Below are 22,091 nucleotides of genomic sequence, written 5' to 3' on the forward strand. Positions count from 1 at the left end.
TTAGAAGGTTAGTCTAAATTTTTCTAAATCTTCAAGAAGCTTTTCATTTGATTTAAATTGTATTGCATTCCATCCTAGTTGTTTTGCCGCATTTACATATTCTTCAATATCATCAATATATAATAATTCTTCTGGATAAAGTTTGATTGTGCTCAAGACATAGTTATAAATTTCTTCTTCTGGTTTTACAGCTCCAATTTCATAAGAAAGGAAAAGACGATCGAAATGTTGTAAAAAAGGGTAGTGATCCCAACCGAATTTACGGTGAATAATGTTTGTATTTGATAACAGAAAGAGTTGATAATTCTTTTTGAAAGATGGAAGCAATCGAGTCAGTTCCTGATTTTCCCAGAAGATCTCCGAAAAAATTTTTGCAATTGTAGTCTTATCGAGATTTGAATTAATATTTGTTTTTATTTCGTTCAAAAATTCTTCTTCGCTGATTTTCCCTTTTTCTAAATTTTTTATCAAAGAGTTGTTTTCTTTGAGAAATTTTGTTGTTCGAGTTCCAAGTTCGTTTTGAATATCATTTAATCTCTTTTCAGCGATTTTCCAATCAAAATAGATTAGAACATTTCCAAGATCAAAAATTAAAGCTTTTATCATAGTTTGGAATTTTAATTAATTATGTCTTGTTTTTATTGCGAAATCTTGAACAAAATTAAGGAGAAAAAATGAAAATACTTTTAATGTCATTAGTCTTTACTTCATTTTTATTCATGGGGTTCTTTATGCAAGGTGATAAACTTAAAGTTGGTGATACTGCACCAGATTTCAAATTGCAGGATGCAGATGGGAATATTTATTCTCTCTCAAGCTATAAAGGTAAAACTCCTGTTGTAGTTTACTTTTATCCAAAAGCTGACACTCCAGGTTGCACGAAGCAGGCTTGCGGAATTCGTGATAATTGGAAAAGATTTGAGGAAGCTGGAATACCAGTTTTAGGAATTAGTGTAGACTCAAAAGCAGCATTAAAAAAATTTAGAGAAAAGTATTCATTAAACTTTCCGCTGTTATCAGATGAAAGTAAAGAAGTTACAAAAGCTTATGGGGTTTTAAATTTACTTGGATTTGCAAGCAGAGTAACTTTTATTGTTGATAAAGAGGGTAAGATTGCTCATATAATTGACAAAGTTGATGTCGAAACTCATGCAAATGAAGTTTTTGATTATGCATCAAAGTTGAAATAATAAAAAAGCGAAGTGAAGATGTTTCTCTTCACTTCGCCTGATTTAATAAAATCATCTAAATTTAATCACCGATCTCGAATTTAATTCCTTGAGCGAGTGGTAAATCTGTTCCAAAGTTTATAGTATTAGTTTGTCTTCTCATATATGCTTTCCAGGCATCTGAACCCGATTCTCTTCCTCCACCAGTATCTTTTTCACCGCCGAATGCACCACCAATTTCTGCACCGCTTGTTCCGATGTTCACATTGGCAATTCCACAATCACTTCCCCATGCTGATAAAAATGTTTCTGCTTGTCGCAAGTCATTTGTGAAGATTGAAGAAGAAAGTCCCTGCGGAACACTATTTTGTAATTCGATTGCATTCTCAACTGAACCAGAATATTTTATCAAATAAAGAATAGGAGCGAATGTTTCTTCCTGAACTATTTTGTAATGATTTTCAGCTTCAACTAAAGCTGGCTTAACATAACAACCAGACTCATAACCAGGTCCACTGAGAACTTCACCACCGTAAATAACTTTACCACCTTCTTTCTTAACTTCTTCAAGTGCACGAACAAACAATTCAACAGCAGCTTTATCAATTAATGGACCCATATGATTTTTTTCGTCGAGTGGATTTCCAATTCGTAAACTTTGATATGCTTTGATGAGAGATTCTTTCACTTTATCATAAACACTTTCGTGAATTATCAATCTTCTTGTGGTTGTGCATCGCTGGCCAGCTGTTCCAACAGCACCAAAGACTACAGCTGGAATTGCAAGTTTCAAATCTGCGTTTTCAGTGATGATTATCGCATTATTTCCACCGAGTTCTAAGATTGTTCTACCTAATCTTTTAGCAACCACTTGAGCAGCATGTCTTCCAACTTCAACTGAGCCAGTGATTGAAATTAATGGAACATTTTTGTCTTCAAGCATCTTTTCACCAACCGTTGCACCACGACCAATTATCAATGAGAAAATTCCTTCTGGCAAATTGTTCTCTTTCAAAACTTCAGCGACAATTTTTTGTGTTGCAATTGCTGATAGTGGAGTTTTTGAACTCGGTTTCCAGACACAGACATCACCGCAAACTGCCGCAATCATTGCATTCCATGACCAGACTGCAACTGGAAAATTAAATGCGGTTACAATTCCAACAATTCCAAGTGGATGATATTGCTCATACATTCTATGTTTTGGTCTTTCTGAATGCATTGTGAATCCGTAGAGCATTCGTGATTGACCAACTGCAAAATCGCAGATATCTATCATCTCTTGAACTTCGCCCCAACCTTCCTGAAGTGATTTTCCCATTTCGTAGGAAACTAATCTGCCGAGAGCATCTTTGTATTCTCTTAATCTCAATCCAATTTGTCTGACAATCTCTCCGCGTTTTGGTGCGGGAACAGTTCGCCAGTATTTAAACGCCTCTCTGGCTTTTTCAATTACTTGATTGTAATCCTGAATTGATGCTTGATAAACTGTGGCTATTAATTTTCCATCTACAGGAGAGATGATTTTTAATTCACCTTCAGATGTAGTTTGCAACCAGTTCTGACCTGTAGATGCACCAAAATTTTTTTCTTCAATGCCCAGTTTTTTTAAGAAATCCATATTGACCTCATAATTTGTTTTTACAAAAATAAGAAAAGTCAAAGAGTTTGAAATTGGACAAAAATGATAGACCAAAAAGATTTTCACTTAAATCAAAATTGAACTGGTAATTCATAAAAGGTTAGTTATGAATTATAATATGAGAGCTTCCGAGCAGTTTCAAAATCTTATTTAGCTTATGGAATTTCAATTCATAATTGATTAATTTTAACTGAAAGTAAATCAGTAAGAATTTTTGTAAAATCAAAAATTTACTAAGTAGAGGAGGTAATTATGAAAGTTTCAAAATCTTCAATTTCCCTGTTAATTCTCAGCATCATTTTTCAACTTTATTTAGTTAGTCTTGCCGGAGAAATAGATGAAGCGAAAAAGAACCATTCACTCTCGCAGAGTAAAGTTAGTACGCAACGAACTTCGTATCTGATTGATGTCAATCGTCTTAAAGTTCCTTTACAAAATAATGGAGTAATGTTTGATGTTTCTGGTTATGGTACAATTCCTCAATATGATGAAAGTCAGTTAATATTCTCGGGTGGATTTTATCTTGTTGGAAAATATAATGATCAATTGTGGGCGAATGGAGTTGCAACTTCATCCAGAGTTTCAGATTATTTGCCTGGAAAAGTTGGTTCTAATCCAAATGATTCACTCAACATTATTTATGTTGTGAAATCGACTGATGCACCATTTGGGACATCTTGGCAGGAATATCGCAATGCTGTTTTACTCGGTGCAGAATTTTATGATGGGGATGGAGATGGTATTTACAATCCTGTTGATAAAAATAATAATGGTCAATGGGATCCAAATGAAGATAAACCATTCATTCTTGGTGATGTAACAGCTTATTGTGTCTACAATGATTCTCAAGTTGATTCATTACGCAGGTATCGTGGTGTTCCACCACTTGGAATAGAAATTCATCAAACAGCTTTTGCAATTGGAAATTCAAATTCTCCACTTTACAATACTGTTTTCTTTAAATACAAATTAATCAATCGTGGACTTGTAAGTAATTTACTTGATTCAGTTTATTTTCTTTTCTGGTCTGATCCTGATTTAGGTAATTATACGGACGATCTGATTGGATCTGATAGTGCATTGAATTCAGTCTATTGTTATAATAAGGGAACTGATCTTCAATATGGTTCAAATCCACCAGCAGTTTCTCAAACGATGATTCAAGGTCCAGTAGTTTATATTCCAGGCGAGACATTTATTGATAATAATTCAAATGGAATTTTTGATGCAGGAATTGATATTCCACTTGATACAGCTATAGTTAATCTCGGAGGGCTTTTAGGAGTTAAAAAATATCCTGGTGCAAAAAATCAAAGTGTAAAATCTCTTTTTTATCATTTAAATTCTAATCCACCTATTCTTGTTGATCCTGCTTATGTTTCAGATGTTTGGAATTATGCTCGAGGATTGAATCGATATGGAACTCAAATTGATCCTTGCACTTGGGGTTTTGGTTATGTATTCAATTATCCTTGCAATCAGGTAAATCCGGTTTATGTTTTTAATGGAGATCCAGTCACACAAATTGGATGGATTGATACGATTGGAGCGGATGTTAGAATGTTAGTTTCAACAGGACCATTCAAACTAAGATTAAATGAACCAGTAGAGATGTGGTTTGCAATTGTTGCTGGTCGAGGGCAATCGCATCTGAATTCTGTTTCAGTTTTGAAGCAAAATATTCTTACTGCGATGAATTATTACAAAAACAACTTTGGTTCTTTGCCGATAAAAGTTGAAGAAGAAGAAATTTCTGTGAATGATTTTCGTTTGTATCAAAATTACCCAAATCCGTTTAATCCTGAAACTGAGATTAAATTCACAATACCAGATAATCAACTTGTTACATTGAAGGTTTATGATTTGTTAGGTAGAGAAATCATCACACTTGTTAACGAGAGATTAATAGCAGGGGAATATTCTATAAAATTCAAAGCAGAAAATCTTCCATCTGGGATTTATATCTATGAGTTGAGAGCAGGAAAGAACGCTGAAGCGAAAAAGATGATTTATTTGAAATAAATCACTTAAGATAAATTACTTTTTTGGCAGCGGAGTATTTATTCAAAGAAATTTTGATGAAATATACTCCGCTGTTTTTTATTTCGGGATAAAATTCAAATATGTGATTGCCTTGATTAAAAAATTTATCCTCAATGATTTGAAGTCTCTCGCCAAGAATTGAGAAAAGTTCAATCCTCAATTTACCTGATTGTTTTAGATTAACTAAAATTTTTGTGTTTGAGTTGAAAGGATTCGGGAAAATTTCGAAATCAATGACTCTTACATTAATTGGATTTATTGATTTTATATCTTCAACTTTCGTTGAGAGAGGTGGAATGTATTTCAAAAAATATCCACTATCACAAACTGCATAACCGTGAAGCGAATCGGTAAAAATTATTTTATTAGGTTGAACTGAATCAGGAGTAGGATATTCTGTCCAATTATAACCCGAGTCAATCGTTACTAAAAATTTTCTTTCACCTTTTAAATTAAGCCAGCCTTCCTTGTCATTCCGGAAAGCGACCGAGTTTGCAATTCCAAAAATGTCAAGAGTTCGATAATTCCAGGTCAAACCAAAATCTGTAGAATGACTTACAGCAGTTCCATATTCATAATCTCCACCAACAGCAAAGACAAAATCATTATTGATGATCTGAAAATCATTAATTGGTTCGGGTCCAATTGCAAATGCATCCCAGTTTTCACCTCCATCTGTGGTTCGCCAGATCACACCAAAAATATCGATTACGCCGCCGCAACCAATGCCAAAATTGTTATTAAAAAATTTGATCTTTTTAATTGGGAAATTTGAGAATTGGATATTATTTATTTTTGCTTCACTCCAGTCTAAACCACCATTTCGTGTCCTTAATATTACGCCTGGTTCACCGCAAATCCATCCATTTAAAGAATCTTGAAAGATTATTGAATAGATAAATGTAAAATCTTTACCGTAGATTTCTGAAGTCCAGGTATCACCGCCATTTGTTGTTTTGAGAAAAGTTGTTCCAACTGGACCATACTGATTTCGGTGCCAGGTTAAAGCCCAACCAAAAAGTGAATCAAGAAAAAATATATCATGAATTGATGTATTGACTGTGCTGCTTTGTGTTGTCCAGTTATTACCGCCATCTGAAGTAAAAAGAATAATTCCAGAATCACCTGCAACCCATCCTTTTAAGCTGTCTAAAAAGAATATCGACTTTAAATTCTTGAAAGTTGGGGTTTGAGCTTTAATCCAGTTGCCTTGTGAAAATAAATTATAGTTAGTAAAAATAACTAAAGTGACAGCGAGTGGAATTAATCTATAATGCAAAAAATTTTTGATTGAATTACTTCTCATCTTAAAAATTTATTTATGTGTATCTCAAAATTTCTAATCAAAACTCTTATAAATTTTATTTTGTAATGAGAAAATGAATTAAAGATGAACCAATTAAAAATTAAAACTTCCCAACTTTGAGTCTAACAGGTTCCCAACAAATAAGATCACTTGCAGCTTTGATTTGTAAATCTTGAGAGTCAATAACTTCATCTTCGGGTTTTCTCTGCACTAATGAATATTTACCGCTGCTATCGAGTACTCTTGCATTAACATTATCTGACAATTGCAGTTTTAGAATGTTGTTCAAAATAAAACTTCCAATAACTTTTGATTTGATTGGGAAAATAACTTCAACTCTTCGATTTAAGTTTCTTTCCATCAGATCTGCGCTGCCAGAATAAATTTTTGAATTACCATTGTTGTAGAAGTAAAAAACTCTCGAATGTTCAAGAAATCTTCCAACTATGCTTATAACTTTAATATTTTCGCTAACCCCCTTAATTCCAGGTTTTAACATACATATTCCTCGAACAAGTAAATCTATTTTGACTCCTTCGCATGAAGCTCGGTATAAAGTCTGAATCATTTCGGGATCAGTAATTGAATTGACTTTAATTATGATATAACCATTTCCATACTTTTTATGTGATTGAATTTCTTCTTCGATAAGTTCAATTAATTTTTCACGCATATTAATTGGGGCAATCAGGAGTTCTTTATAATTATCCTGCTCGGAATAACCAGTTAAATAATTGAATAGTTCTGTTACATCATCAGCGATATCTTCATCACAAGTAAATAAACCGAGATCAGAATATTGTCGAGCTGTTGTTATGTTATAATTTCCAGTTGAAAGATGAACATATCGTCTAAGTCCGGTTCCTTCGCGGCGAATTACAAGTGTAACTTTACAATGTGTTTTAAGTCCAACAAGTCCATAAACAACATGAACACCAACTTTTTCCAATCTGCGCGCCCATTGAATATTGTTTTCTTCATCAAATCGGGCTTTTAGTTCAACCAGTGCTGCAACTTGTTTTCCATTTTCAGCCGCTTCGATTAAATTTTCTACAATTGGTGAATTTGAACCGACACGATAAAGAGTCTGTTTTATGGTTAATACATCAGGATCAGTTGATGCAGCTCTCAAGAAATTTATTACAGGAAGAAATGAATGATAAGGGTGACTTAAAAGAATATCGTTCTTTTTTATGGCTGAAAAGATATCATCATTTTCTTCAAAGACTTTTGGTATAGAAGGAGAAAATGGTTTGAATTTTAAATTTTGAAATGGTAGATCGTATAGGGAGATTAAATCACCGAGAGAAAGAGGACCATTCAAAATCTGAATTGATTCATCAGATATTTCAAGATTTTTCTTTAAGAGATTTAAAATTTGTGTTGGTAATTCGTTTTCAATTTCTAAACGAACGACTGCTCCAAATTTTCTTTGTCTTATATTTTCTTCGATTACTTTCAACAAATCATCGGCTTCATCTTCTTGAATTTCTATATCTGTATCTCTTGTAACCCGAAAAAGATAAGAATCAATTATGTGCATTTTTGGAAAAAGAGATTCTAAATTAGCCTGAATGACCTGCTCAAGATAAGTTAATCTTATTTTTCCACTCTGTTTTCTTCCAGAGTTCAGCTTTTCCTTAATTTGATTGATATTGATAAAGCGAGGTAAATTTTTTGGAACTTTAACTCTTGCAAAGTGTCTTTCACCCGTAGGTTTTTCGATCCTTACTCCAAGATTTAATGAAAGGTTTGAAATATGAGGAAATGGTCTGCCTGGATCAAATGCCAGAGGTGTAAGTGTTGGGAAAATCTCTTTGATGTAATATTGCTTCAAGAGATTTTGTTCGTCTTCCTCAAGATCATCGTAATTTAAAATTTCAATCCCATTTTCTTTTAGACTCGGAAGCACATCGTTTAAGTAACAATTCATATGAATTTTAAGTAATTCATCAACTCGAGCTTTTATCAGATTTAAAGCTTCAATTGGTGTAAGCCCATCAATTCCTATGTTGCTGATGCCGGCTGAGATTTGTTCCATTAAACCGGAAACACGAATCATATAGAATTCATCAAGATTGGTGCAAAAAATAGAAAGGAATTTTACTCTTTCAAGCAAAGGTAATTCTTTATCAAGAGCTTCCTCAAGAACTCTTCTGTTGAATTCAATCCAGCTTAAATCTCTGTTAAAATAATATTGAGGATCTTTAAACTTCTTGAGATTATTTTTCATAATTAATGCCAGCAAGTTTTTATCAAGAATAAGTAAAATTTTAGAAAAATTCTAAGAAGATTGGTCAATATGACTTTACTAAAATAAATTCGTTTGATTTGTAATTGTAAGTTTATTCCAGATAAAGTTTTTCATATCTATCATACAAATTATAGAAAAATCAATTTTATCAGTTGAATAAATATTTTTATTTTTCATAAAAAGAAAGGTCAAATTGAACACACTTGAGATTTTATTTATTGGTGATATAGTCGGTAAACCCGGACTTCAAATACTTCAGACATTCCTTAAAAATTTGGTTGAGAATAATAAAATTGATTTTATCATTGCGAATGGTGAAAATGTAGCTGATGGCAAAGGCATTACTGAAAAAGAATTAAAAATTTTGAACGAGCTCGGAATAAATGTAATTACTGGCGGTAATCATATTTTTGAGAAACAACAATTTCAGGAGATTGCAAAAACAGAAAAGAATGTGCTGAGGCCTTTAAATTATCCAAAAGGTACATTTGGTCAAGGATATGTTGTGATGGATCATAATGGAACTAAAATTACAGTTGCTTCACTGCAAGGCAGAGCATTTTTACCAGCAATTGATTGTCCATTTAGAACAGCCGAATGGTTAATTGCAAAAGTTAAGAAGGAATCCAATATAATTATAATTGATTTTCATGCTGAAGCTACTGCCGAGAAAATTGCTCTTGCAAGTTTCTTAGATGGAAAAGTCACCGCAGTCATTGGAACTCACACACATATCCAGACAGCCGATGAGAGAATTTTACCAAATGGAACAGCGTACATAACAGATGTTGGTATGACTGGACCTTATGACTCAGTTATTGGTATGAAAAAAGAAGCGGCGATAAACAGATTTTTATATCAGACTCCACAGAAGTATCAAACTGCTCAGGATGATATTCATCTTGCTGCAGTCATTATATCAGTTGATAAATCTACTGGAAAAGCCAAAAAAATTCGAAGAATATTTTTCCCTGAATTTCAAAACGAAATTACTGAACAATGAAAGCCCAAATTTTAGACGGTAAAAATACAGCTGCTTTAATTCGTAATAGAATTAAAGAAATAATTGAAAAAGATTTCAAACCAAGAAATTTTCAACCAGGTCTTGTCGCTATTATAGTTGGGAAAAACCCTGCTTCAAAAATTTATGTGAATTCAAAAGCAAAAGCCTGTCAGGAAGTTGGTATTTTTTCTAAAGTAATTGAACTTGAAGAATCAACTTCTCAAAATGATTTGGTCGATTTAATAAAACAATTGAACATTAATCCAAAATATCATGGAATTTTAGTACAACAACCGTTGCCACCTCATATCAATACTCAATTTGTAAATGAATCAATCGATCCCGATAAAGATGTGGATGGCTTTCATCCAGTTAATATGGGTAAACTTTTACTCGGTGAGGAATGCTTCGTACCATGCACACCGCTTGGAATAATCGAATTGCTGAAGCACTATAAAATTGATTTGAGTGGGAAAGATGTTGTTATAATTGGTAGAAGTAATATAGTCGGTAAACCGCTTGCAGCAATGCTGATGCAGAAAAATAAATTCACAAATGCAACTGTAACAATTTGTCATTCAGCTACTAAGGACATCTCTTTTTATACAAAAAATGCTGATATTGTAATTGTTGCAATTGGCAAGGCAGAATTCTTAAAAGCTGAAATGATTAAAGAAAATGCAATTGTAATTGATGTTGGAATTAATAGAGTTGAAGATTTAAATTCAGAGAAAGGTTATAGAATTGTTGGAGATGTAAAATTTGATGAAGTATCTGAGAAAGCAAGTTATATTACTCCAGTCCCTGGAGGAGTTGGACCTATGACAATAGCGATGCTTCTTAAAAATACTTTAATTGCAAGTTCAAAATATTATGGGTTGGAAGTAAATGTATAAATCATTAATCGATCGAGTAATCCAGGAAGTTCTGATTGAGCACTCACTTCAAAAAACGCTTTGCGATGATGGAGTGTGTGCAGGTTGCGGTCATTGTCTTTTTCACAAAAAAGATGCAGTTAAGAATGTAATTGACAGTGGTGCGGATAGAATTTCGACATCGATCGGCATTCCTGAGCCTGTTGAATATGATATTGCACGAATGATTGATCATACTTTACTTAAACCGGAAGCAACCCTTGATGATATTAAAAAGCTCTGTGATGAAGCCAGACAATTTCATTTTGCATCTGTTTGTGTTAATCCTGGATTTGTAAAGTTTTGTTATGAACAATTAAAAAATACAGATGTTAAAGTATGTACTGTTATTGGTTTCCCTCTCGGAGCTACAACAACCGAGACAAAAAGGTTTGAAGCTCATCAGGCGATTGAAAATGGCGCCGAAGAACTTGATATGGTGATTAATATTGGTATGCTTAAATCAGGAAAATATGATTATGTCTTCAATGATATTCAACAAGTTGTTCTTGAAGCAAAGCCAAAAAGAGTTTTGGTAAAAGTGATAATTGAAACTTGTCTTTTAACAGATGAAGAAAAAATAAAAGCATGTTTAATCGCAAAAGATGCTGGTGCTGATTTCGTAAAAACTTCGACTGGTTTCAGTAAAGGTGGTGCAACAGCTGGTGATGTTGCACTTATGAAATATGTCGTGGGTGGAAGTGTTGGAGTTAAAGCAAGTGGAGGCATTCGATCAAGGGAAGATGCAGAGTTGATGATTGCAAGCGGTGCTGACCGAATTGGTGCAAGTGCAAGCGTAAAAATTGTTCAAAATATAAAGGACGAAACAACTAAGGGTTACTAAATGAAATTTGTAATCGAGATTAAAAAAGAACTGGATGGTTATATGGCTCGTGTCCCTGCTATTAAAGATTGTGAAGTGTGGGCAGAGGAACACGAGGTAGCTTTAAGTAAGATTATCAATCTTTTAGCTTATTTCCTCAAACTGGATAAAAATTTTTATTACAGGTTAGATATAACGAAAAATTCAAAAGATTTTGTCAGCTATACCATTAATATTAGAGAACAATAATGAATTTGAATCTTAGAACAGAAGAAAGAATAAAAAAAATCACAGATGTTCTTAATCAAAAGCAACCTCATTTAACGGTAGTTTTAGAAAATATTCACGATCCTCATAATGTTAGCGCAATACTTCGAACCTGTGATGCTGTTGGAGTACTTGAAGTACACTTGCTTTATACAACCGAACAATTTCCAGAAATTTCTAAAGCAAGTTCCGTCAGTGCGAATAAGTGGATGAAACTAAAAAAGCATTCATCTTACGAAGAATTTTATCAGAAAATGAAATCCGAAGGTTTTTTAATTGCTGCATCTCATCTTGACAAATATTCCTACCTTTACGATGAACTTGATTATACCAAACCTATCGCGTTAATCTTTGGTAATGAACATCGCGGTGTTAGTGATGAACTTTTGAAATACTGTGATCTGACATTTAAAATTCCAATGCATGGAATGATTCAAAGTCTGAATGTTTCTGTTGCAGCTGCTGTGACTTTATATTGGGCTGAAAGTGTTTTGCGCCGAAGTGGATTTTATAATAAACGACAACTTGACGAGTTAACTTTTAAACAAATATTCGAAGAATGGATTCAAAAATGAGGATTTAAAAATGGCTGAAGTAAGATTAGTAAATGTTAGTAAGATTTATGATAATAACCTGGTAGCAGTTAAGGATGTGACTTTTACAGTTAATGACAAAGAGTTTGTAGTGATTGTTGGACCTTCAGGATGTGGCAAGACGACAACTTTGAGAATGATCGCTGGACTTGAAGAAATTTCAAAAGGTGAGCTGTATATCGATAATGTACTGGTAAATAATGTCCCGGCTAAAGATAGAGATATTGCAATGGTTTTTCAGAACTATGCATTGTATCCGCATATGACAGTTTTTGAGAATATGGCTTTCGGACTAAAAATCAGGAAACTTCCAAAAGATGAAATTAAAAAACGAGTTCACGAAGCTGCTCGGATTTTAGAGATAGAACATTTGCTCGATCGTAAACCAAAACAATTAAGTGGCGGACAAAGACAACGAGTTGCTGTGGGGCGAGCAATTGTCAGAAAACCTAAAGTTTTTCTTTTTGATGAACCTTTAAGCAATCTCGATGCAAAACTTCGTGTTCAAATGAGAACTGAGATTTCAAAACTTCATCAAAGACTTGAAGCGACAATCGTTTATGTCACTCATGATCAGGTCGAGGCAATGACAATGGGAGATAGAATCGTCGTGATGAAAGATGGCGTAGTTCAACAAATAGATACACCGCTCAATCTTTACAATCGGCCAATTAATAAATTTGTCGCTGGGTTTATTGGAAGTCCGGCAATGAATTTCATTGAAGGTAAACTTGTTCTCGAAAATGGTTTAAAGTTTGTTTCCAAACAGAATGGACTTTCTTTCCAAATTCCTGATAGTTTTGACTTAAAAAATGCAATAAATAAATCTGTCATTCTCGGAATTAGGCCTGAAGATTTTGTTCCAGTTTTGAATAATAATTCTTTTCCAAAAGTTGATGTGAATGTAGAGGTTGTTGAACCGATGGGCAATGAATCATTTGTTTATTTTGTTATCGATGATGTTCAGTGTGTTGCAAGGATCAGTTCCGATATTGCTGTTAAACCAAATCAGAAATTTTCCTTCTTTATAAATCCTCAAAAGTTGCATTTCTTCGATGTTGAAACTGAACAAAGATTAAATTAAGTTTGTTCAGAAAGATTTGATTAGTTAGAAAATTAACCCGGTTGGGCTAATTATCTTTTAATAAAAAAATAGGAGGTCAAAATGCAACGCTTTTCTTTTTTATTTTCAATATTTACTCTTTATTTAAGTACAATTTTTGCTCAGGATTTTCAGGTAACCAATATGAATGGTTATGTTGTCGAAAATCCGAAGTTCTCAATTGCAAATGGTAATGTTTATTTAACATTTGCGACAAATACAAAACTTTACAAATTCCCTGTTTCTGGACCTCAGACACCAATTTCGGATCCGATTAATTTTGATCCATCTTTCTGGGGACCATCAGTAGTTGATATTGCTGCATCTGGAAATTATGTTTATACAATTGTTAACGATTACAAGTATCCTTACTTTATTGAAAGAATCGGTTATTCCTCAAATGCCGCTTTAGATTGGAATAATTTTACCATTGATACCATTCAATTAACTAACTACATTCCAATAAGATGGGATGTACCAAAAGTAATTGCAAGCTCGCAGGGAAATCCATATTTCTTTTATTATGTTTTTGAAAATCAAAATGATACATCAGGACTGTACCTTTATACTTTTGGCGGCAAGAAAAAATTAGATGTTTATTCACCAACAGCAAGATATGAATATGGAATTTCACCATTTGTAATTACAAAAAACAATGTTGATCATATTTATGTTGCATACTTTATCGATTCGTCTTATTACTTTATTCATTCGAGTGATGGCGGCCAAAACTTTTCTCAACCAAAAGTAATTCAGAATTTTAAAGTGATGTGGCCCTCAGATTGGTTCAGAAACAGATTCCAGTTAGATAATAATGGTAAATTATATTTCTACTATTTTTACAGATACTTTGGGATGCCAGGACCCGGTCAACCGCCAGAAGATAAAATGTATCATCTCGTTACCAGTTCAACTGATTGGGGTACAAATTGGTCTGAGCCAATTTTGATAGATACTAATTTTTATGATCTGGATTTCAGAATTGTTGAAAATAAGTTTGTCAAAAGTTATGTCGAACAAAATAATCTTTATATTCAATCAAGCACAGACTTGATAAACTGGTCCGATAGAGTCAGAGTAAATTCAGTTGATAGTTCTGTAATGGCAGATTTCTCAACGGAGGTTTATAATAACAAACTTGCAATTGCCTGGAAGGATCATAGAACTGGTAATGATGAAATTTTTTATCGATTAATGGATATTCCAACCGATGTTGTTGAAAATACAATTCCAGCACAATTTAATCTTTATCAGAATTTCCCAAATCCATTTAATCCAATAACTACTATATCATTTACATTGAATCAAAAAGCAAAAACTTCATTAAGAGTTTTTGATATCTTTGGAAAGCTCATCAAAGAAATATTAAATGATGAGTTAGAAGCAGGGGAATATAATCTTGAATTCAATGCAAATGGTCTAAGCAGTGGAACTTATTTTTATCAATTGACCTCTGGCAATTTCAGAGAAACTAAAAAGATGATATTGATAAAATAGTTTTAATAAAATCCACAAGCCTTTCAAATAATTCTGAGTCCTGTTTACGCAGGACTTAGAATTTTTATTGTTAAGATTTATTTGATAAATACTAATTTTTGTTTGGCAATGATTCTAAATTTTTGATTTGATTTTTAAAAAATTTTTGTGAATAATAATGTAGAATTATAGAGAAATTTTTATGAGGGATTTTGATTTTATTGACGAGGGGCTGTTCAATAATTTTAATCTGCATTTTTTGATTATCAATAAGAATAAATTTGAATTCAATCTAACTTACTTAAAAAATAAATTTAATCTTTATGGTAGATTTCTCCGGTATGCAACCGAGAAATCTTTGATTTGATTTGTCAGGTATCCGTTCTTGTGATTTAAAAAAATCGATTTAGGGGTTTAATAAAAAATTAGGGAGGTTTTATGATAACTCCCGAGCTCACCGCACTTGAAGCTTTAGGCATTGCCATCCGAAGCGAAATTGATGCGCAAGAACTTTATAAAGAATTAGCAGATAAATGTAAAAATGAATTTTTCAAGGACAAACTGCTTAACCTTCATAAAGAAGAGAAAAAGCATCAAGCAATTCTTGAAAATCTCCATCAACAACTTTTCAGTGAAGTTGAATTAAAGATTCCGCCAACTGAAACTATCAAAAAAAAATATTTGGAGATTTTCAAAAACCTGAATCTATTTCGGATATTTTAAGATATGCAATTAATCTGGAAAGAAAGTCAAGAGAATTTTACCTTGACTGCGCTGAACTTGTGCAGGACCTTTCTGGAAAAAGAATGTTTAGATTTCTGGCTGATATGGAATTTAATCATCAGATGATTTTGACAAATGAACTTGAAATGATTGAAAAGTACCCTAGCTAGTTTTGGTTGTGCGACTCATTATTTTGGTGAACGACCGTTCTTTGTTCAAATATTTGATACAAATGGTGATTTGATAGATGTAATCAAAAATTAACTTAAGTTATTTAAGATGATTTAATTTTTTTTGTGAGTTAATTCTAGAGTTTGATATTAATGTGATTTAATTTTTTAGTAAAAATCTTATCCACATAGGAACTCTTTACTTGTTTCTTTCGAGCAAATAATGAAATTAAAGAAGCCGAATTCTTAATTTCAGCATATTATTATTTAAGCATTATTCCATTATTTCAAAAGACTTCAGATAAAAATTGAATTGTCTTCTTTTATTTCCAACAATCCTTCTTAAATTTGTATATGTTTAAGTTTATTATTCGAGGCGGTAAAAAATTATCTGGCGAATTAGAAATAAGCGGTGCAAAGAATGCATTGCTTGGTTTACTTCCAGCCACAATTTTAGCTGACGGAGAATATACTTTTTATAATTCTCCAGAATTGCTTGATGCATACAGTATGATAAAACTCCTCACAAATATGGGCGAAGAAATTGAGTTTAAAGATCATACTATCAAAGTAAAAAATAATGGATTAAAAATTCTTGAAGCTCCTTATGAATATGTTAAGAAAATGCGTGCTTCAATTTATGTTCTTGGTCCAATGCTTGCCCGTTATGGATATGCAAAAGTTTCGATGCCGGGTGGTTGTGCCTGGGGACCAAGACCTATCAATCTTCATATCGAAGCAATTCAAAAACTCGGGGCTAATGTTGAGATTGATCAGGGTTATATAATCGCAAAAGCTGAAAAACTCCACGGCACAAAAATAATTTTTAATATTCCAAGTGTTGGTGCAACTGTCAATACAATGTTGGCTTCTGTATTTGCAAAGGGAACAACTTTAATTTCAAACTCTGCTATCGAACCTGAAGTTACTGCAGTTGGCGAATTTTTAGTTAAAATGGGTGCAAAAATCTCGGGCATCGGTTCAAAGTTTTTAGAAATTGAAGGTGTCGATCAATTACATCCTGCTGATGAGACCATAATTCCCGATAGAATTGAAGCAGGAACTCTTCTTGTTGCCGGTGCAATTACTAAAGGAGAAATTAGAATTAAAAAATGCCGTCCCGATCATTTGGATGCAATTTTAGTAAAACTTAATGACGCTGGTTTTGAAGTTTCAACAGGAGATGATTTTGTTGAATTAAAATCTGGTGATAAAATTCTGCCTGTTAATGTTGAAACCGAAGTTTATCCAGGTTTTCCAACTGATATGCAGGCTCAATGGATAAGTTTGATGAGTATTGCTGAAGGTGCTTCTGAAGTTACTGATAATATCTATCACGATCGTTTTAATCATGTCCCGGAGTTAAATCGTCTCGGAGCTGATATTACTGTTAAAGGCAATACAGCTTTTGTCAAAGGCGTGAAAAAATTAAAAGGCGCCAAAGTAATGTCCACTGATTTAAGAGCCAGTGCATCACTCGTTCTTGCCGGATTGGTAGCTGAGGGTACAACTGAAGTTTTAAGAATTTATCATCTCGATCGAGGTTACGAGAAAATTGAAAATAAATTAAAAGCTCTGGGCGCTGATATCGAACGCGTTCAAACTGATGAGTATTAAAAATCTTCTCTTTAAATATCGCTTTATATTTTCTCCTATCTTTTTCACTCTAATCGGGTTAAGAATTTTTTTATTTCAACTGCCACTCCTCAAAAATCTTGATCTCGAAATTGCTATTGTATTCTCTCTAATTTTTTCTTTTCTGTCAGGATTTGGTGGGATATGGCTTTTAAATAGAAAAGAAAAAGTCTCAACAATTCTCAAGTTAAATCTGATTTTGATTTCATCTCTATTCGTTGTTTTTCTTCTTTTAGAATTTTTACTATTTGATTGTCCTTTGACAGAAGGTATTCTTTTCTTCCCAATATTTGTAATTTCATCTTCACTTTTTTCACTTGCTTTAAGTTCAATCACTTACTCGTTCGGTAAAATTAGGTCTGTTTTATTTCTATTCTTCATTTATTTTATTTTAATTCTTTATAGTTTGACTGCATATTACTTTGAGCCTCAACTTTTTTTGTTTAATCCATTGATGATTTTCTTTCCCGGCCTGGTTTATAATGAGGTTTTTACTATTGAAACTAGAATGGTTATTTATTCATTAGGAATTTCAATAGCCTCAATTTCCATTTTAATTGCAAAAATTTTAGATGAAAATGAACGCAGGTCAATCAAACTCAATAAATCTCACTTCTATATTTTGCCAGTCCTGATCTTTTCATTGATGTTTATTCTCAGTGATAATTTAAGATTAAGCACATCTCAAAATTTTCTTTCAAGAAATTTCCCAACCAAAATAGATGAAAAAGATTTTGAAATATTTATTGAGGATAAAAACATCTCTGAAAGAGAAAAACAACTGCTGATTTACAAAACCCAATTTCATTATCAATGGCTCACACAGCTATTTGGTTACAAAACAAACAAAGTTCAAATATTTATTTTCAAATCAAATAGTTCGAAGAAGAATTTTTTAGGCGATGAAGTTGCCGATTTTACCAAACCATGGTTAAACCAGATCTTTGTCACAGAAAAATCTTTCGATCAAACAATCAAGCATGAGCTTGCACATATTTTTTTGGGTGAGAGAACGAAAAATATTTTTAAAGTTGCTGCTGGATTTAATTTAGGCTTGATCGAAGGTGGGGCAGTGGCAGTCGAATGGGAATGGTTAGAAAACATTCCTGCTTATTACACATCAATGATTATTAGATTTTCACCTCAAATTGAAATTCAGAGTTTTTTTAATAACTATACCTTTGCAACTCAAAGAAGCAGCTTAAGTTATTTGATTTCAGGAGCATTTTGCAGGTATTTGATAGATAATTACGGTTTAGGATCTTTCTTGAAATTTTATAATGATGGAGACTTCACTAAAGTCTATGGCTTAAAGTTATCAGATGAAATAAACAATTTTCTCTCTCATTTAAATTCATTCCAATTTTCAAATGATGACAGCTTAAAATTCAAAGTGATTTTTGGCGGAGGAACTTTCTTTGAAAAAAAATGTCCCCGAGCTATCAGTCGAATAAGGCTCAAAGCTCGAAAGTTTATGGTTGAAAGATTAGTTGACAGAGCTGAAGAGATTTTCAAAAAAATTTATGACAGAACTTCCGACACCGATGCTTTTATGAATTTAATACGTGCAAAGTTTTACCAGAAAAAATTCAATGAGATTATTCGTGAGTACAACGCTTCTCTACATCATAATACAATAAATGGATTTAGTTCTATTTACTTAAAAATTTATTATTCACTTTCACTTGCGAAAATCGGTGAAAGTGAAAAAGCAAAAAAAATTATTTCAGATTTAAAACAATTAGATATTTCTTCGAATTGGAATTCATATTTCGATTTACTTCTATTTTTAATTTCCAAACCTGAATTAATAGATAGAATGATCAATAAAAATTTCTATGAATTTATTGGTGAACTGCGACAAAATTATCCTAACGAAACGGCAATACTTGTCAACGATATTGAGCGATTAAATTCTTCTCAAGTTGAAGAAGTAATCAAAAAATATGAGAGTGATTTCTGGATTTATAAAGATTGTTTTTATAGATACATAATGCTTGGTAATTTTGCAAAAGCAATTTCCCTGATTAAAAAAGTTGAAACCGAATTTTTTAATCTCAACGATGCTGAGAAATATCAACTTGAATTAATGAGGTATATTTTACAAAAGTTTAATAAGCTGCAGGAGCTTGAATGAACATTAACCAATTCCCTTCATTGGATAAGTTCAATGAAGAGTTAATTATTCGCATTGGAAAAATTGCCGATGAAAACAATTTCGAAGTTTATGCAGTCGGCGGTTATGTGAGAGGTAGAATTCTTGGAAGAGAAAGAAAAGAAATTGATCTACTTGTAGTCGGAGATGGAACAAAATTCGCCAGAATTGTAAGTAAGGAATTAAAAACAGAAGATATAGTAATTTACAGAAACTTCGGTACTGCTCTAATCAAATTTGGTGAATATAAAATCGAATTTGTTGGTTCGAGGAGAGAATCATACACCAAATATTCACGAAAGCCAATCGTTGAAGCCGGCTCATTTGAAGATGATATCCGAAGAAGGGATTTTACGATTAATACTCTTGCTTTCTCGATAAACTCAAAGAATTTTGGAGAGATTATAGATCTCTTCAATGGCTTTGAAGATATCAAAAATAAAATCATAAAAACTCCACTCGATCCATTTATAACTTTTAGCGATGACCCTCTGAGAATTATGCGGGCATTTCGTTTTGCAGCGCAGCTCAAATTTCAAATTGAAGAGAATACTTTGAAAGCTGCAGAAGAAATGCGCGAAAGACTTGCAATTGTTTCAACCGAAAGAATTGTTGATGAATTTTTCAAGATAATGATGAGCGATAAACCTTCAATTGGCTTAGCTTTAATGTATCAAACAAAAGTTCTGGAGTTCCTTTATCCTGAGATTGCAAATATGGCAGGTGTTGAACAAAGAAAAGATTATCATCACAAAGATGTTTTCTGGCATACCCTTGAAGTAGTAGACAATGTAGCTGAAAGATCTAATGATCTCTGGTTGAGACTTGCGGCACTTTTTCATGATATTGCCAAGCCTTTAACGAAAGCATACAACGAAAAAGTCGGCTGGACTTTTCATGGTCACGAAGAACTCGGTGCAAGAATGGTTCGAAAGCTTTTTATGAAATATAAATTCCCACTTCACAAAGTAGGCTACATTGAAAAGTTGATTCGTTTACATTTGAGGCCAATTGCATTAATTGATGAGAATGTAACCGATTCTGCAATCAGACGATTAATTGTAGCCGCTGGTGAAGATCTGGAAGATTTAATCACTCTTTGCCGTTGTGATATAACTTCGAAAAATCCAGAAAAAGTCAAAACATATCAGAAAAATTATGATTTGGTCGTTCAGAAAATTCACGATGTGATTGAGCGAGATAAACTCCGTGCATTTCAATCGCCTGTACGTGGTGATGAGATTATGAAGATTTTCAACCTGCCGCCTTGCAAAGGAGTTGGCATTATCAAAGAGCGAATTGAAAATGCAATACTCGATGGCGAAATTCCAAATACATACGAAGCTGCTCTAAATTATATCAATGAACATTTTGATGAGCTGAATCGTGAAGTTGAAATTTATCGAAACAATCAACAATCCAGCTCGTAAGAGACAAACAAATTAGTGAGGAACTGATGAGATTTAATTTGATAATTTTTACAATCCTTATTTTCTTTAATTCTTTGCTGGCTCAAACTACTCAAACCCTTTCGCTTGAAGATGCAATTAAAATTGCGCTTCAAAAAAATGTTTTGATTAAGCAAACAGAAAATTCACTCGAACTCAGCAAATCAGAAGTTTTACTCTCTTATGGCAGTTTAATTCCTTCACTTAATGCAAATGCTGGATTGAACTGGACAAGATCTGAAGACGAAGGTGGTGTTGTAACTTTTGGCGCTATTACAATTCCTCTTCCACCCACAAAAACTGAATCACGCTCTTACTCTGCATCTTTGAGCTCAGGCTTAACCTTATTCGATGGACTTTCAAATTTTTACTCCATCAGTCAATCAAAAGCAAACTATGAATCTAGCAAATATAAATTGCTGAGATTAAAACAGGATGTTGTCTTTCAAACTATTGTCAAATATGTTTCAGTCCTAAAAGCAAAAAAACTTTTAGATGTGCAGGAAGAAAATTTAAAGTGGAATAAGAAAAGTCTTGAGACAATCATAGAAAGAAATCGACTCGGTCAGGTCACTTTAGCCGATGTTTATCAACAACAGGTTAATTATGGTAATGCAGAGCTTCTACAAATTCAAGCAAAAAATAATTATGAAATTGCCAAAAACGATTTGCTCTATTATTTAAGTCTCGATGTCTCATTACCTTATGATGTTCAGGATTTTGATATTCAAAATTTGATTAAAGAACTTGAAAGCGAAAAGCTTGAAGGTGTTCATCTACAATTTTCAGAACTTGTAAAAAGTGCTCTTGAAAATAGATATGATTATCTGGCAAAACAACTTGAAGTCGAAGCAAATGATTATGGAATTTCAATTGCACGGGGCGGACATTTCCCGAGATTAACTGCCTCTTTATCTGCATCAACAAGATCAAACAGATTAAGTGATCTGGGAAAATCGAGAACTTATGTGGCTGGATTGAACTTGAGTGTCCCAATTTTTAATGGATGGACAGTTTCAAATCGTGTTCAATTTGCAGAAGTAAATTTGAAAAATGCTCAACTTTCACTCGATGAATTGGAAAGATCAATAAAAGTAAATCTTAGAAAGGCTCTTCTTGATTTAGATGCTTCAAAGAAAAAACTGGAAGTAAACAATAAAAATGTCCTTGCCGCATCGGAAAACAAAAAAATTAACGAAGAGAAATACAATCTCGGTGCAACCACTCTTTTGAATTTACTTATCGCAAATTCTCAGTATGTTCAGGCTCAAAATGAATTAATCAGTTCTGCATTTGATTATCTGATCATCAAAAAACAAATGGAATATTTACTCGGAACACTTGAATATAAGTACTAAAATTTTAGGA

General features: G+C 32.9%; 20 protein-coding genes. 15 read left to right on the forward strand and 5 right to left on the reverse strand.

What is annotated here, in order from left to right; translation table 11 throughout:
* Positions 1–606 (reverse strand): HAD family phosphatase, encoded by a 606-nt coding sequence (locus HPY57_10590; protein ID NPV12226.1) that lies wholly within the window; start codon positions 604–606, stop codon positions 1–3.
* Between the two features lie 125 nt (positions 607–731).
* On the opposite strand from HPY57_10590, the gene bcp reads away from it, so the two are divergent.
* Positions 732–1,190 carry a thioredoxin-dependent thiol peroxidase gene (gene bcp / locus HPY57_10595; GenBank protein NPV12227.1) on the forward strand — a complete coding sequence of 153 codons (459 nt, stop codon included), beginning with the start codon at positions 732–734 and terminating at the stop codon, positions 1,188–1,190.
* A gap of 61 nt (positions 1,191–1,251) precedes the next feature.
* On the opposite strand, the gene HPY57_10600 is transcribed toward bcp, so the two are convergent.
* Positions 1,252–2,790 carry an aldehyde dehydrogenase family protein gene (locus HPY57_10600; protein NPV12228.1) on the reverse strand — a complete coding sequence of 513 codons (1,539 nt, stop codon included), beginning with the start codon at positions 2,788–2,790 and terminating at the stop codon, positions 1,252–1,254.
* Positions 2,791–3,063: 273 nt separating this feature from the next.
* Here HPY57_10600 and HPY57_10605 point away from each other — a divergent pair, with 273 nt between their 5' ends.
* Positions 3,064–4,833 (forward strand): T9SS type A sorting domain-containing protein, encoded by a 1,770-nt coding sequence (locus tag HPY57_10605; protein NPV12229.1) that lies wholly within the window; start codon positions 3,064–3,066, stop codon positions 4,831–4,833.
* 1 nt (position 4,834) lies between these two features.
* Here HPY57_10605 and HPY57_10610 read toward each other — a convergent pair whose 3' ends face one another.
* Together HPY57_10610 and ppk1 are read right to left on the reverse strand one after the other, a co-directional pair.
* Positions 4,835–6,160 carry a T9SS type A sorting domain-containing protein gene (locus tag HPY57_10610; GenBank protein ID NPV12230.1) on the reverse strand — a complete coding sequence of 442 codons (1,326 nt, stop codon included), beginning with the start codon at positions 6,158–6,160 and terminating at the stop codon, positions 4,835–4,837.
* A 100-nt stretch (positions 6,161–6,260) separates the two neighbouring features.
* Positions 6,261–8,393, reverse strand: coding sequence for a polyphosphate kinase 1 (ppk1, locus tag HPY57_10615; protein NPV12231.1), 2,133 nt, complete (start codon positions 8,391–8,393; stop codon positions 6,261–6,263).
* Positions 8,394–8,607: 214 nt separating this feature from the next.
* Here ppk1 and HPY57_10620 point away from each other — a divergent pair, with 214 nt between their 5' ends.
* The 10 genes from HPY57_10620 to murA all read left to right on the forward strand — a co-directional run bounded on the left by HPY57_10620 (position 8,608) and on the right by murA (position 17,102).
* A complete protein-coding gene (locus HPY57_10620) occupies positions 8,608–9,417 on the forward strand; it encodes a TIGR00282 family metallophosphoesterase (protein NPV12232.1) in 810 nt (269 codons plus the stop codon).
* A complete protein-coding gene (gene folD, locus HPY57_10625; protein ID NPV12233.1) occupies positions 9,414–10,313 on the forward strand; it encodes a bifunctional methylenetetrahydrofolate dehydrogenase/methenyltetrahydrofolate cyclohydrolase FolD in 900 nt (299 codons plus the stop codon). The genes HPY57_10620 and folD overlap by 4 nt, the downstream gene beginning before the upstream one ends.
* Positions 10,306–11,175 (forward strand): deoxyribose-phosphate aldolase, encoded by an 870-nt coding sequence (gene deoC / locus HPY57_10630; GenBank protein NPV12234.1) that lies wholly within the window; start codon positions 10,306–10,308, stop codon positions 11,173–11,175. The genes folD and deoC overlap by 8 nt, the downstream gene beginning before the upstream one ends.
* Positions 11,176–11,403: a hypothetical protein gene (locus HPY57_10635; GenBank protein ID NPV12235.1), complete on the forward strand. Its 228-nt coding sequence runs from the start codon at positions 11,176–11,178 to the stop codon at positions 11,401–11,403. It begins immediately after the preceding gene.
* Positions 11,403–11,996 (forward strand): RNA methyltransferase, encoded by a 594-nt coding sequence (locus HPY57_10640; GenBank protein ID NPV12236.1) that lies wholly within the window; start codon positions 11,403–11,405, stop codon positions 11,994–11,996. Before HPY57_10635 ends, HPY57_10640 begins: the two co-directional genes overlap by 1 nt.
* 10 nt (positions 11,997–12,006) lie before the next feature.
* Positions 12,007–13,098, forward strand: a complete 1,092-nt coding sequence (gene ugpC / locus HPY57_10645; protein ID NPV12237.1) for a sn-glycerol-3-phosphate ABC transporter ATP-binding protein UgpC — start codon at positions 12,007–12,009, stop codon at positions 13,096–13,098.
* An 81-nt stretch (positions 13,099–13,179) separates the two neighbouring features.
* Positions 13,180–14,613 carry a T9SS type A sorting domain-containing protein gene (locus HPY57_10650; protein NPV12238.1) on the forward strand — a complete coding sequence of 478 codons (1,434 nt, stop codon included), beginning with the start codon at positions 13,180–13,182 and terminating at the stop codon, positions 14,611–14,613.
* A 417-nt stretch (positions 14,614–15,030) separates the two neighbouring features.
* Positions 15,031–15,315, forward strand: a complete 285-nt coding sequence (locus HPY57_10655) for a hypothetical protein (GenBank protein ID NPV12239.1) — start codon at positions 15,031–15,033, stop codon at positions 15,313–15,315.
* Complete coding sequence (locus HPY57_10660) at positions 15,270–15,485, forward strand: hypothetical protein (protein ID NPV12240.1); 216 nt, start codon at positions 15,270–15,272, stop codon at positions 15,483–15,485. The genes HPY57_10655 and HPY57_10660 overlap by 46 nt, the downstream gene beginning before the upstream one ends.
* A gap of 354 nt (positions 15,486–15,839) precedes the next feature.
* The gene (gene murA, locus HPY57_10665) at positions 15,840–17,102 is read left to right on the forward strand and encodes a UDP-N-acetylglucosamine 1-carboxyvinyltransferase (protein ID NPV12241.1); all 1,263 of its coding nucleotides are present in this window, start codon (positions 15,840–15,842) and stop codon (positions 17,100–17,102) included.
* Positions 17,103–17,177: 75 nt separating this feature from the next.
* Here murA and HPY57_10670 read toward each other — a convergent pair whose 3' ends face one another.
* Positions 17,178–17,456, reverse strand: a complete 279-nt coding sequence (locus HPY57_10670) for a hypothetical protein (GenBank protein NPV12242.1) — start codon at positions 17,454–17,456, stop codon at positions 17,178–17,180.
* Between the two features lie 172 nt (positions 17,457–17,628).
* On the opposite strand from HPY57_10670, the gene HPY57_10675 reads away from it, so the two are divergent.
* The 3 genes from HPY57_10675 to HPY57_10685 are packed head-to-tail and all read left to right on the forward strand — an operon-like array spanning position 17,629 to position 22,081.
* Positions 17,629–19,257 (forward strand): hypothetical protein, encoded by a 1,629-nt coding sequence (locus HPY57_10675; protein NPV12243.1) that lies wholly within the window; start codon positions 17,629–17,631, stop codon positions 19,255–19,257.
* Positions 19,254–20,705 (forward strand): HD domain-containing protein, encoded by a 1,452-nt coding sequence (locus HPY57_10680; GenBank protein ID NPV12244.1) that lies wholly within the window; start codon positions 19,254–19,256, stop codon positions 20,703–20,705. The genes HPY57_10675 and HPY57_10680 overlap by 4 nt, the downstream gene beginning before the upstream one ends.
* 26 nt (positions 20,706–20,731) lie before the next feature.
* A complete protein-coding gene (locus HPY57_10685; protein ID NPV12245.1) occupies positions 20,732–22,081 on the forward strand; it encodes a TolC family protein in 1,350 nt (449 codons plus the stop codon).
* Positions 22,082–22,091: the final 10 nt, after the last annotated feature.

It is taken from the genome of Ignavibacteria bacterium (genome assembly GCA_013177855.1).
Taxonomy (GTDB): Bacteria; Bacteroidota; Ignavibacteria; order Ch128b; family Ch128b; genus Ch128b.